Source organism: Paraclostridium benzoelyticum (assembly GCF_001006285.1).
Classification (GTDB): Bacteria; Bacillota; Clostridia; order Peptostreptococcales; family Peptostreptococcaceae; genus Paraclostridium; species Paraclostridium benzoelyticum.
Genome location: NZ_LBBT01000174.1, coordinates 1 through 13,318, shown reverse-complemented (window position 1 = coordinate 13,318; position 13,318 = coordinate 1). Strand labels below are relative to the sequence as shown.

Here is a 13,318-nt window from a genome sequence, read left to right as displayed (position 1 = left end):
TGAAAGATTGAATTTTGAAAATTTCAAATTTTAAAGCTCCATTCAATAATGAAATAAAACCTGCATAAAAACGATTGCAATCTTAGGTGAAGGTATGTAATAATTTTAGTGAAGGGGTATTTATTAAAAATTTATATTAAAATTTAATGTATATAATCTCTAAAAAATCATAAGTGATTAGAGATAAAGAATAGGGGGAGTTCATATGACGAAAAACAAGGAACAAATTCAAGAGAGCTTTAATAAATGGGAGGAAGACAAAGTTAATAAGTCTATAGCTAGATTCCCAGAAAGAAAAGAAAAATTTGAGTTTGACACAGGTCAAGAGATGAAAAGACTATATACACCATTGGATGCAGAAGTTGATTATGAAAATGATCTAGGATATCCAGGACAGTATCCATATACAAGGGGAGTTCAACCTACAATGTATAGAGGAAAATTCTGGACTATGAGAATGTATGCTGGATTTGCAACAGCAGAAGAATCAAATCAAAGATATAAATATCTAATAGATCAAGGATCTATGGGGCTTTCAGTGGCATTTGACCTTCCGACTCAAATGGGATATGACTCAGATGATGCAATATCAGAGGGAGAAGTTGGAAAGGTTGGAGTTTGTATAGATTCATTAGCGGATATGGAAATATTATTTGATGGAATACCTTTAGATAAGGTATCAACATCAATGACTATAAATGCACCAGCATCAGTGCTTTTAGCAATGTACATAGCAGTTGCTGAAAAGCAAGGAGTTTCAGCTGACAAATTAAGAGGTACGATACAAAATGATATATTAAAAGAATATGTAGCAAGAGGAACATATATATTCCCGGTAAAACCATCCATGAGATTAATCACTGATATATTTGAATATTGTTCAAAAGAAGTGCCTAAATGGAACACAATAAGTATATCAGGTTATCATATAAGAGAAGCAGGATCAAATGCGGTTCAAGAAGTAGCCTTTACATTAGCTGATGGTATAGCATATGTGAATTCGGCAATACAAGCAGGGTTAAATGTAGACGACTTTGCCCCTAGACTATCATTCTTCTTTAATGCACACAACAACTTATTAGAAGAGGTTGCAAAATTTAGAGCAGCAAGAAGAATATGGGCAAAAGTTATGAAAGAAAGATTCAAAGCGACTAATCCAAAATCATGGGCACTTAAGTTCCATACTCAAACAGCCGGTTGTACACTTACAGCACAACAACCTGAAAACAACATAGTCAGAGTGGCAATTCAAACATTAGCAGCAGTACTTGGAGGTACTCAATCATTACACACAAATTCAAAAGACGAAGCACTAGCACTTCCAACAGAAGATTCAGTAAGAGTAGCACTTAGAACACAACAAATCGTAGCACACGAAAGTGGAGTAGCAGATAGTATAGATCCACTAGCAGGTTCTTATTATATAGAAAGTTTAACTAATCAAATAGAAGAAGAAGCATTAAGATTAATAGAAAAAATAGATGAATTAGGTGGAGCACCACAAGCTATAGAAAAAGGATTCATACAACAAGAAATAATGGATAGTGCATATAGATATCAAAAAGAGATCGAAAATAACGATAGAATTATAGTTGGAGTTAACAAATTCCAAATAGAAGAACAAGCTCCAAAAGGTCTATTAAAAGTTGACCCAATGGTTGGAGAAAGACAAAAAGAAAAGATAAAAGAACTTAAAGAAAGAAGAGATAGTGAAAAAGTTAAACAAGCTTTAGAAGCACTTAGAAAAGCTTGTAACTCTGATGAAAATGTAATGCCATATATACTAGAAGCAGTTAGAGAGTATGCTACATTAGGAGAAGTTTGTGGCGTTATGAGAGAAGAGTTTGGCGAATATAAACAAACGGTTATGATATAGGGGGGTATATTGATATGAGACCAATAAGAGTATTAGTTGCAAAGCCAGGATTAGATGGACATGATAGAGGGGCTAAAGTAATAGCAAGAGCATTAAGAGATGCTGGTATGGAGGTTATATATACAGGGCTTAGACAAACTCCAGAACAAATTGTAGCAGCAGCTATACAAGAAGACGTTGATGTTGTTGCAATGAGTATATTATCAGGAGCTCATAACCACTTACTACCAAAGGTTGTAGAATTATTACATGAAGAAGAAGCTGAAGATATATTAGTAATAGGCGGAGGAGTAATTCCTGAAGATGATATTCCGTATTTAAAAGAAAAAGGAATTGCAGAGATATTTACTCCAGGAACGCCAACTTCAATGACTATAGATTTTATTAGAGAAAATCTTAAAAGAGCATTAGCTTAAAAAAGGAGATAAATATGAAAGATATAGTGAATAGGGTGCTAGAAGGTAAAAAAAGGGATTGTGCTAGACTTATCACTATTGTAGAAAATGAGCAGCCTGGATATGAAGATGCTTTAAAAGACATATATAAATACACTGGAAGGGCCTATGTTATAGGAATAACAGGTCCTCCTGGTGCTGGGAAATCTACTTTAACTGATAAGTTAGTTAAACTTATAAGAAAAGAGGGTAAAAAAGTAGGAATTATAGCAATAGACCCAACAAGTCCTTTTACAAAAGGAGCTATACTTGGGGATAGAATCAGAATGAATGACTTAAATACAGATAAAGATGTATTTATAAGATCCATGGGAACTAGAGGGAGTCTAGGTGGATTGTCGAATGCAACTCAAGCAGCTATAAAAGTTTTAGATGCTTATGGTTGCGATTATATATTTATAGAAACTGTAGGGGTTGGGCAATCAGAAATAGATATAGTTAAAACTGCAGATACAACTCTTATTGTCATGGTACCGGGGTTAGGAGACGATATACAGGCAATAAAGGCTGGAGTTATGGAAATTGCAGATGTATTTGCAATAAATAAGGCAGATAAAGATGGAGCAAAGAAAACATCTTTAGAGATAGAAATGATGCTAGACTTTAAAAAAGATTGGGAATTTAGACCACCTGTAAGTTTGGCTATTGCTGAAACTGGTGATGGTGTAGATAAAGTTTATGAAAATATATTGAAACATAGAAAGTTTTTAGAAGAAAGCAATAAATTAAACGAAAAAAGACTAGAAAGAAATAGAATTGAAGTTAAGGAATTAGTTCAGAAAAAAGTATCTAGTTTAGTTAAAGATTTAGAGTATACAAAAGAGGTCGATGAATTGTTATTAAAAACTATAAGCAAAGAAATTGACCCATACTCTATAAGCAATATGTTATTTGAAAAAGTTACTAAATAACAAGGGGGAGTAGTTATGGATATATTAAGAGTTGATCATGTTGGAATAGCAGTTAATAATTTGGAGGAAACTTTGAAGTTTTATGAAGATGTATTGGGATTAAAATGTGAAGGAACAGAAATTGTTGAAGATCAAAAGGTTAAAGTAGCTTTTTTACCAGTTGGAGATACAGAACTTGAACTATTAGAATCTACAACAGAAGATGGACCAATAGCTAAATTTATAGCAAAAAATGGAGGACGTGGAGGAATACAACACGTTGCAGTTAGAGTTGATAATATAGAAAAAGCCATAGAAGAAGTTAAGGCTAAGGGATATAAAATGATAGATGAAAAACCAAGATATGGAGCTGGAAATGCTAAAATAGCATTTTGCCACCCAAAAGGCACAGATGGGGTTTTATTAGAACTAAGTGAAAGAATATAAATATAACAAAAATTTGGGGGTGATTTTGTGTCACAAGAAAAGTTAAATTTACTTTATGAAAAAAGACATAAAATAGAACAAGGCGGGGGACAAAAAAGAATAGATAAACAACATTCATCAGGCAAATTAACTGCAAGAGAAAGATTAAACCAATTATTCGATGAAAATACATTTGTTGAATTAGATGCATTTGTAAAGCATAGATGTACAAACTTTGGAATGGAAAATAAAGAGATACCAGGAGAAGGTGTAGTTACTGGATATGGTAAAGTTGAAGGAAGATTAGTTTGTGCATTCGCACAAGACTTTACTGTGCTTGGCGGGTCATTAGGAGAAATGCATGCAAAAAAAATTGGAAAAGTTATGGATACTGCTTTAAAGTTAGGGGCACCAGTTGTTGGACTTAATGATTCAGGAGGAGCTAGAATTCAGGAAGCTGTTGATGCACTTGCAGGCTATGGAGAAATATTTTATAAAAACACAATTGCATCAGGTGTAGTTCCACAAATTTCTGCAATAATGGGGCCTTGTGCAGGAGGAGCTGTTTATTCTCCAGCATTAACAGACTTTGTATATATGGTAGATAGAACTAGTCAAATGTTTATAACGGGACCTCAAGTTATCAAAACTGTTACAGGAGAAGAAGTAACAGCTGAAGAATTAGGAGGAGCATCAACTCATAACACAACTTCTGGAGTTGCTCACTTTATAGCTTCAAATGATGAAGATTGTATAGTTCAAATAAGAAAATTATTATCATTTTTACCTTCTAATAACTCTGAAAAAGCACCTATATTAGAATGCCAAGACGATCCGAATAGAAAAAATGATGTTTTAAATAGTATAATACCAGATGGTTCAAACAAACCATATGATATGAAAGAAATTATATATGAAATAATAGACGATGGTGATTTTTATGAAGTTCAACCATTCTTTGCTCAAAATATAATAACAGGTTTTGCAAGAATAAATGGTGAAAGTATAGGAATAATTGCAAATCAACCAAAAATTATGGCTGGATCACTTGATATAAATGCATCTGATAAATCATCAAGATTTATAAGAACTTGTGATGCATTTAATATACCTATACTTAGTTTAGTTGACGTACCAGGCTTTTTACCAGGAACATCTCAAGAATATGGAGGGATAATACGACATGGGGCTAAAATGCTTTACGCATATAGTGAAGCTACAGTTCCTAAAATTACATTAATAACTAGAAAAGCTTATGGTGGATCATATCTTGCAATGTGTTCTAAAGATTTAGGAGCTGATATGGTATTTGCTTGGCCAACAGCAGAAGTTGCAGTAATGGGACCTAGTGGAGCTGCCAATATAATATTTAAAAATGATATTAAAAATGCTAAAGATCCAAAAGAAATGAGAGACATAAAAATAAAAGAATATACAGATGAATTTGCAACTCCATATAAGGCGGCTGAAAGAGGATATATAGATGATGTGATAGAGCCTTCACTTTCTAGAATAAGAATCGCAGATGCTATTGATACATTAGCATCTAAGCGAGAAGAGAGACCTCCTAAAAAACATGGAAATATACCTTTATAGGAAGGTGGTAAATTATGAATATTAGCCAATTATTAGAAGCTTTGAAGGACCCTTCAGCTTCAATTTCAATAGGAGAAAAACTTTTAGCAGGTGTTTGTGTAGCTATTCTTTCAATGGCAGTAGTTTTTATAGTTTTAGTTATAATATCTATTATAATAAAAATATTGCAAGTAGATAGAACTGAAAAACAAAAAACCGTAGCTAACGTAGAATCAATTCAAGAAGCTTCAATTGAAAATAAAAGTAGTAATGAAAATATAGAAGAGTTAGTTTCAGTTATAACTGCATCAATTGCAGCAGCTACAGGAAATAGTACAAATAATATAATAGTTAGAAAAATACAAAGAACTAATAATAATAAATCAAGTTGGGAAAGAATGCCTAAAAATATTACAAAGTAAAACAGGGGGAGTTTACGATGATAAAAAAATATAATATAACTGTAAATGGAAATACATACGAAGTAGAGGTTGAAGAGCTAGGCAGTCAGGCATCTGTGCAAAGACCACAAGTAGCAACTCAACAAGTGCAGCCACAAGCAGCACCAAAAGCGCAACCTAAGCAAACTCAAAATGCGCCATCTGCTGGAGGAGGAACTATATCAGCACCTATGCCAGGAACAATAAATGATGTACGTGTAAAAGTTGGAGATAGTGTTAAAAAAGGGCAAGTATTATTAATACTTGAAGCTATGAAAATGGAAAATGAAATAATGGCAAGTTCTGATGGTACAGTTAAGTCAGTTGATGTATCAAAAGGAGCATCTGTAAGCGCAGGGGATGCTTTAATAACTATAGGTTAAATAATTACAAATTTTTAAAAGGGGGACTTACCCGTGGGAGAAGTTATTAATAATTTTATTCAATCAATGGGTATTGTTAATATGGATTGGCGACAAATTGTAATGATATTAATCGCCTGTGTATTATTATATTTAGCAATAGCAAAAGGATTTGAACCGTTATTATTAGTGCCTATAGCTTTTGGTATGTTACTTACAAATCTTCCATTAGCAGGTGCTATGAATACACCAATTTCATCTATAAATGATGTTTCACTTACACAAGAATCAATAAATGGATCAATTGCAACTAAGACTCCGGGAGGGTTGCTTTACTACCTATACCAAGGATGTAAACTGGGTATATTCCCACCTTTAATATTCTTAGGAGTTGGAGCAATGACGGACTTTGGACCAATGATATCTAATCCAAAGAGTATACTATTAGGTGCTGCAGCACAGTTTGGAATATTTTTTACATTTATAGGTGCATTAGCTTTAGGTTTCACAGGACCAGAAGCAGCTTCTACAGGAATTATAGGTGGAGCAGATGGTCCAACTGCAATTTATTTAACAACAAAATTAGCACCTCATCTATTAGCTCCTATAGCTGTTGCAGCTTATTCGTATATGGCTTTAGTTCCAATAATACAGCCACCTATAATGAGAGCTTTAACAACTAAGGAAGAAAGAAATATAATAATGAAACAATCAAAGCCAGTATCTAAAAAAGTTAAAATTATATTTCCTATAGTAGTTACTATAGTAGTATCATTATTATTACCATCAGCAGCTACATTAATAGGACTACTAATGTTTGGTAATTTACTTAAAGAGTGTACAGTTACTGATAGACTTTCAGATACGGCAACTAATGCTTTAATGAATATAGTTACAATATTTTTAGGATTATCGGTTGGAGCATCAGCGGAAGCACAAGTTTTCTTAAGCGCACAAACTATAAAGATATTTGCACTTGGAATAATTGCATTTAGTATAGGTACAGGATCGGGATTACTTTGCGCTAAGCTTATGAATAAATTTACAAAAGATAAAGTTAACCCTCTTATAGGAGCAGCTGGAGTATCTGCAGTACCTATGGCAGCAAGGGTTGCTCATAAGGTAGGTCAAGAAGAAAATCCAAGTAATTTCTTACTTATGTATGCTATGGGTCCTAATGTTGCAGGTGTAATAGGTTCTGCTGTAGCGGCAGGGATATTACTAAGCTTATTTGGATAAAGCAAAAAGGATGTCTTAATTATTTTAAGACATCCTTTTTGCGCTTAATTAAATTACATTTACTAAAAAATGTGGATAAACTATGAAACTTAGTTATATCAAGTTAAAAAATAGTATGAAAATATATTAATTACTATACAAATAGGAACTCCTATAGTGAATTTAGTATGCTTTGTTTTATGTCTAAATGTATACATTCCTAGATATGTACCTACTGCTCCTCCAATTAAAGATAGAGTCATAAGAGTAGATTCAGGAATTCTCCATTCACGCTTAATTGCTTTTTGTTTGTCTATGTACATAAGTAAAAATGATATGCATGATATGATTAGAAAATATATGCTAAAAATTTTCATTGTACCCTCCTCGTAAATTTATTTAAACATTTAAATCATATCATAAAAATAAAAAAATCAAAATAAAAACTAGATTATAAAATATAATCTAGTTTTTATTTTGTGAATTAAACAATAGGTTCTTTAACTTTGTTATTATAAATTTCACTTTCTATATCTGAATCTAAAAAAATTGAATTTAAAATTTCTGGGTTTTGACAATCTAAAATTAAATCAACTTTTTTTATCAATTCACATCCAACTGTATAAATATCATTGTTTCTTTCCACTTTGTTTGAAGTTAATAAATAAAACATAATTATCCTCCTAATAACTTGTAATAGGATGATTGACAATTGAATTAATAATTATTCAATAAATATAGAAATTGATAAAAACGTATAAAAGTACAAAACGTAAGTACGAAATTGCAAATACTTATTAAACTTAAATCAATACAATATTAATATAAAGAATAATAAGGAGGGGTACAATTGGAAGCTGTATCTAAAAAAATATTGGGGATAGACATAGAAACACTAGAATCTTGTAAGGGATTAAACACTGCAAAAGAAATATCACAGCAATCTAGAGTATGGATAGAGGCTGCAAGTAATTTATATGACAATAGAGATGATATAAAAAAATTTATTGAAAATATTACGAGTAAAAAAAATTGCAGAATTATATTAACAGGTGCTGGAACATCTGCATTCGCAGGAGAAACTTGCGAACCTTACTTAACAAAATTATTAAACAAAAAAGTTGAAGCAATAGCTACAACAGACTTAGTTGCAAGTCCTAGTAATTACTTTATAAAAGAGATACCAACTATTTTAGTTTCATTTGCAAGATCAGGTAATTCACCAGAGAGTGTACACGCAGTAAAATTAGCAAATGAAATTATAGATAATTTATATCAAATCATAATAACTTGTAATGAAAATGGTAAATTGGCATTAAATACGAAAGGTGATGAAAAAAGTTTATTACTTCTTATGCCACCAGAGACAAATGATTTAGGATTTGCAATGACAAGTAGTTTTACAACTATGGTTTTAAGTTGTTTAGGAGTATTTAATATTGAAGAAATTGAAATGTTTATAGAAGATACAAAAAATCTTTCAAAATCTGTAGAAAAATTTATAGAAACAAATTTAGAATCAATAGATAAACTAGCAAAAGAAAAATTTGAAAGAATAATATATTTAGGTTCTGGAACAAGTAAAGGCATAGCTAGGGAGAGTGCACTGAAAGTTTTAGAGCTAACAGCTGGTAAAGTAAATGCAACTTATGATACGCCTTTAGGTTTTAGACATGGGCCTAAATCGGTTATAAACGATGAAAGTATAACTGTAATTTATATATCAAATGAAAATTACACTAGACTTTATGATTTAGATTTGGCTAAAGAAATGTTAGCGCATAGAAAAAAAGATAAAGTTGCATTAATCGGTTCAAACATAAATCAAAATTTAAAAGATAAAGCTGATTATGTATTTAATATAGAAAATATTGATTACAACATAGAAAATGAAGCACTACTTCCATTACAACAAATAATATTTGGGCAAATATTATCATTTTTAAAATCTAAAGAGTTAGGAATTACACCAGATAATCCATGTCCAACAGGAGAGGTAAACAGAGTAGTACAAGGGGTTATACTACATGATTTAAATAAATAAAAATAGGGGGAAAGGAATATGAGTTTGTTATCGACTAAAGAAATTTTGATTAAAGCTCAAAAAGAGGGATACGCAGTTCCGGCTTTTAATATACACAATTTAGAGACAATACAAGTTGTTTTAGATGCAGCTAGAAACTTAAAATCACCAGTTATTTTAGCTGCGACTCCATCAACTGTAAAGTATGCAGATGAGAACTATCTTTTAGCTATAATTGAAAAAGCAAGTGAGTTAAACAATATACCATTAACATTTCATCTAGATCATCATGAAAATGTAGAAGACATAAAAAGAATAATAAAGCTTGGTTGCAAATCAGTTATGATAGATGCATCGAAGCACGAGTTTAGAAATAATATAGAAATTGTAAAAGATGTAGTTGAATTCGCTCATTTATATGGATCTACGGTAGAAGCTGAACTAGGAAAGCTAGGTGGGATAGAGGATGATTTAAATGTAGATGAAAAGGATGTATTTTTAACAGATCCAAAAGAAGCGTATGAATTTGTAAAAAGAACAGGAGTCGATTCACTAGCAGTTGCAATTGGAACAGCTCATGGACTTTATAAAAGTGAACCTAAATTAGACTTTGACAGATTAGAAAAAATTAAAAATATGGTTGATGTACCATTAGTACTTCATGGTGCATCTGGAGTACCTTATGAATCAGTTCAAAAATCAATTGAAAAAGGTATATGTAAAGTAAATATAGCAACAGAACTTAAAATACCTTTTTCAAATGCTATAAAACAATATTTTAATGAAAATCCTAATGCATCTGATCCAAGACAATACCTAGTGCCTGCAAAGAATGCTATGTATGATGTTGTAGTTGAAAAAATAAAGATGTGTAAGAGCGAGAATAAAGCACATGATATCAGTTATAACATTTAATCCATCTATAGATAGATTATATAAATTAGATAGATTTGAAATTGGTTCTGTTCAAAGAGCTGATTTAGTTAATCCAACTGCAGGCGGAAAAGGGTTAAATGTAGCAAAAGTTCTAAGGAAGCTTGGGGAAGATGTTAATTGTATAGGATTTTTAGGTGGATTTAATGGTGAATATATAAAATCTAAATTAAAAGATATAGGAATAGAAAACAAATTTACAACTATACAAGAAGAGACTAGAATTTGTTTAAATATAATGGATTCAAACAATGTAAGTACAGAGGTGTTAGAAAAAGGTCCAAATATAAGTAAAGAAGAAATTAATAGATTTGAAAAAGACTTAGAAGAAGTTTTAAAAGATACACATGTTTTAGTTGCATCAGGTAGCTTAGCAAAGGGCTTGCCAATAGATTATTATTTTAAAATTGGAGAAATATGCAATCAAAGAAATATAAAGTTTATTTTAGATAGTAGTGGGGAAAGTCTTAGATTAGGGATGAATTCAAGTCCATATCTTATAAAACCTAATATTGATGAACTAGAAAGTTTAAGTGGATTAAAAATAAAAAGTATAGAGGATATTATAAGTGTAGCAGAAAGTATGCTTTCAAGTGGAGTAAAAAATATATGTGTATCAATGGGAAAAGATGGAATGATATTTGTAAATAAAGATTATATATATAAAGTTGAAATACCTAAAATAGAGGTTATAAACCCTGTTGGAAGTGGAGATTCTAGTATAGCTGGTTTTGCTTTAGGAATATCTAAAGGTTATGATTTAGAAAATACTTTGAAATTAGCAAATGCATGTGGAATGTCAAATGCAATGAACATATATACAGGATCTATAAATTTAGATGATATTAATAAATTTATAGATGAAATTAAAGTAAATGAATATGTTAAAAAAACTTAATCTACCAATATAGGAGGGCGTATATGTATTATATAGGGGTAGACGGTGGAGGTACAAAAACTACATTTACCATTATAAATAATATGGGGGAAAAGATTACACAATATACAACGAAAACAACTCATTATGAGCAAGTAGGATTTGATGGATTAGAAGATATATTGAACGAAGGATTAAGTAAGATTATAGAAAAATCAAACGTAGATACTGAAAAAATAGATAGTGTTTTTCTTGGTATTCCTGGATATGGAGAAGTTAAAAGTGTTGTAAAAAAAATAAATTGCATATGTGAACGAGTATTTAATAAAATTGACTTTAGAATTGGAAATGATGTAGAAGCTGGGTTTGAAGGTTCTCTAGCAGGTAAACCTGGAATAAATATAGTTAGTGGAACGGGCTCGATTGCACTTGGAAAAGATTTATATGGAAACACAATAAGATGTGGTGGATGGGGAGATTATGTAGGCGATGAAGGATCTGCACATTGGATAGGAAAAAAAACTATTGAAGTATTTTCAAAAGAAGCTGATAAGAGATTAAACCGAGGTTTGATTTATAAAAAAGTTAGGGAATACTTAGATATAGATGATAATTTTGAAATAATTGACTATGTTTTAAATAAAATAAATAAAGATAGAACTCAAATTGCACAGTTTTCTAAAATATGTTTTGAAAGTGCTAAATTAAATGATGAAAATGCACTAGAGATATTTAATTTAGCTGGATATGAGCTTAGTTTATTAGTAAAGATGATAATAAATGAATTGGAATTTGAAGATGAAATAACTATATCTTATTCAGGTGGAGTATTTAAAAGTGGAGACTTAATTATTAACCCGATAAAAAATAATTTAAGCGGATATAATGTAAAGCTTATAAAACCTATATTAGAACCAGATATGGGAGCGTGTTTACTAGCTTATAAAATAAAAAATAATCATGTAAGTAATGAAGTTTTAAATAATATGATTAATAAAACTGAATATAGTTTTTCATAAAATAAGGAAGGTAATATTACCTTCCTTTACTTATATATAGATTTGGAATATTCAGTGGGGGAAATTCCAAAATGAGATTTAAACTTACGGGAAAAATAATGAATGGAAGAAAAACCTAATAACTCAGAAATTTGACTAAATGTATAACTAGAACTTTTTATAAGTTCTTTACTTTTCTTTAGTTTTATATCGTTTATATAATTGTTAACTGTTTTATTTGTATTTTTCTTAAAGAGAGAATGTAAAGTTGTACTACTTATACAAAATTCATTACATAATGTACTTATGTTTATTTTTTTATTAATGTTTTTATCAATATATTTTAAAATATTATTCAACTGATCGTCTTCATAAGATTGTTGCATATGTGTAGTTGGTTTATGTTGACCTTGGAAATTTTTAAATCTTAGAGTGTTTATAATAAGTTGCTTTAAGTAACAAAGTGATAGGTCATCAGAATATATATCTTGATTTGATAACTCATTAATAAGGTTTTGAATAATATGATGTGAATCGCGGTTTAACGTAAATACTTTATTACATAGAAACTCGTAATCATCAAAATCCATATTGAAATTTATAGTTAGATATGAACAAGTATTGTCCTCTATTGTATATTGATTATGAAATTGAAGTGGGGCATAAAATATTAAATCACCTTGGTTTAAGGTATAAGAATTACTATCTATATCTGTATTTAACATACCTTTATCTACATAAGTAAGCTCCCAATACGGATGTGATTCTCCTTTGAAGATGTAACTACATCCTTTTTCTTGATAAAATTTAGTATAAATTTCATTTATATGTAATGAAGGCGATATAGAAGAGTATACGTAATCGTGTGTTAAAGGTATTGAATTAAATTTATATGAAGATTTTGATATATATATTGAAGACTTATCTGATATCGATATAAAGTTGAAATGAAGTCCTTTTTTTAATCTTATAGGTCTATTTACTATAAACGAGTTTAAGCTAGAGGAATCAAATGACACTAAAATCATAACAACGCCAGATAAAACTTTTATAAAAACCTCATCGTTTGTTAAAACTTTTAAATCACTAATACTCTTATTTGTAAAATTATGAAGATAAGAGTTATCAATTTCATTATAAGTATTTATTACTTCTCCAAAAAATTTAAACTTAGGAGATGTGATTTTATCAAACATAACAACCTCCAATTATAGGATATAATATATATTATATGAAAGTTAAATA

15 protein-coding genes are annotated in these 13,318 nt (G+C 30.4%); 12 read left to right on the top strand and 3 right to left on the bottom strand.

Annotated features, from left to right (window positions below):
• Window positions 1-205: 205 nt before the first annotated feature.
• From VN21_RS08135 to VN21_RS08100, 8 genes are all read left to right on the top strand, one after another.
• Window positions 206-1,876 carry an acyl-CoA mutase large subunit family protein gene (locus tag VN21_RS08135; RefSeq protein WP_046822805.1) on the top strand — a complete coding sequence of 557 codons (1,671 nt, stop codon included), beginning with the start codon at window positions 206-208 and terminating at the stop codon, window positions 1,874-1,876.
• A 14-nt stretch (window positions 1,877-1,890) separates the two neighbouring features.
• Window positions 1,891-2,292: a cobalamin B12-binding domain-containing protein gene (locus VN21_RS08130; RefSeq protein WP_046822804.1), complete on the top strand. Its 402-nt coding sequence runs from the start codon at window positions 1,891-1,893 to the stop codon at window positions 2,290-2,292.
• Between the two features lie 14 nt (window positions 2,293-2,306).
• Entirely contained in the window at window positions 2,307-3,242 is a 936-nt protein-coding gene (meaB, locus tag VN21_RS08125) for a methylmalonyl Co-A mutase-associated GTPase MeaB (protein ID WP_046822803.1), read from the top strand.
• Between the two features lie 15 nt (window positions 3,243-3,257).
• Window positions 3,258-3,668 carry a methylmalonyl-CoA epimerase gene (gene mce, locus VN21_RS08120; RefSeq protein WP_046822802.1) on the top strand — a complete coding sequence of 137 codons (411 nt, stop codon included), beginning with the start codon at window positions 3,258-3,260 and terminating at the stop codon, window positions 3,666-3,668.
• Between the two features lie 27 nt (window positions 3,669-3,695).
• Window positions 3,696-5,243: a methylmalonyl-CoA decarboxylase subunit alpha gene (gene mmdA, locus VN21_RS08115; protein WP_046822801.1), complete on the top strand. Its 1,548-nt coding sequence runs from the start codon at window positions 3,696-3,698 to the stop codon at window positions 5,241-5,243.
• A gap of 14 nt (window positions 5,244-5,257) precedes the next feature.
• On the top strand, window positions 5,258-5,644 hold the full coding sequence (locus VN21_RS08110) for an OadG family transporter subunit (RefSeq protein ID WP_046822800.1): 387 nt from the start codon (window positions 5,258-5,260) through the stop codon (window positions 5,642-5,644).
• Between the two features lie 17 nt (window positions 5,645-5,661).
• Window positions 5,662-6,045 carry a biotin/lipoyl-containing protein gene (locus VN21_RS08105; protein WP_206198390.1) on the top strand — a complete coding sequence of 128 codons (384 nt, stop codon included), beginning with the start codon at window positions 5,662-5,664 and terminating at the stop codon, window positions 6,043-6,045.
• 66 nt (window positions 6,046-6,111) lie between these two features.
• Entirely contained in the window at window positions 6,112-7,263 is a 1,152-nt protein-coding gene (locus tag VN21_RS08100) for a sodium ion-translocating decarboxylase subunit beta (protein WP_046822806.1), read from the top strand.
• Between the two features lie 98 nt (window positions 7,264-7,361).
• On the opposite strand, the gene VN21_RS08095 is transcribed toward VN21_RS08100, so the two are convergent.
• Window positions 7,362-7,619, bottom strand: coding sequence for a DUF1294 domain-containing protein (locus VN21_RS08095; RefSeq protein WP_046822799.1), 258 nt, complete (start codon window positions 7,617-7,619; stop codon window positions 7,362-7,364).
• A 107-nt stretch (window positions 7,620-7,726) separates the two neighbouring features.
• Entirely contained in the window at window positions 7,727-7,915 is a 189-nt protein-coding gene (locus VN21_RS08090; protein WP_046822798.1) for a hypothetical protein, read from the bottom strand.
• A gap of 177 nt (window positions 7,916-8,092) precedes the next feature.
• Between VN21_RS08090 and VN21_RS08085 the strand changes: the two genes are divergently transcribed.
• Genes VN21_RS08085 through VN21_RS08070 form a run of 4 tightly spaced genes read left to right on the top strand, consistent with a single transcriptional unit; the run spans window position 8,093 to window position 12,094 of the window.
• Window positions 8,093-9,286 carry an SIS domain-containing protein gene (locus tag VN21_RS08085; protein WP_046822797.1) on the top strand — a complete coding sequence of 398 codons (1,194 nt, stop codon included), beginning with the start codon at window positions 8,093-8,095 and terminating at the stop codon, window positions 9,284-9,286.
• 18 nt (window positions 9,287-9,304) lie between these two features.
• Entirely contained in the window at window positions 9,305-10,180 is an 876-nt protein-coding gene (locus tag VN21_RS08080) for a tagatose-bisphosphate aldolase subunit GatY (RefSeq protein ID WP_046822796.1), read from the top strand.
• Window positions 10,158-11,096 carry a 1-phosphofructokinase gene (gene pfkB / locus VN21_RS08075; RefSeq protein ID WP_046822795.1) on the top strand — a complete coding sequence of 313 codons (939 nt, stop codon included), beginning with the start codon at window positions 10,158-10,160 and terminating at the stop codon, window positions 11,094-11,096. The genes VN21_RS08080 and pfkB overlap by 23 nt, the downstream gene beginning before the upstream one ends.
• Window positions 11,097-11,119: 23 nt before the next feature.
• Complete coding sequence (locus tag VN21_RS08070) at window positions 11,120-12,094, top strand: N-acetylglucosamine kinase (protein WP_046822794.1); 975 nt, start codon at window positions 11,120-11,122, stop codon at window positions 12,092-12,094.
• Between the two features lie 26 nt (window positions 12,095-12,120).
• Here the strand turns inward: VN21_RS08070 and VN21_RS08065 are convergent, their stop codons facing one another.
• Window positions 12,121-13,269, bottom strand: coding sequence for an AraC family transcriptional regulator (locus VN21_RS08065; protein WP_046822793.1), 1,149 nt, complete (start codon window positions 13,267-13,269; stop codon window positions 12,121-12,123).
• Window positions 13,270-13,318: the final 49 nt, after the last annotated feature.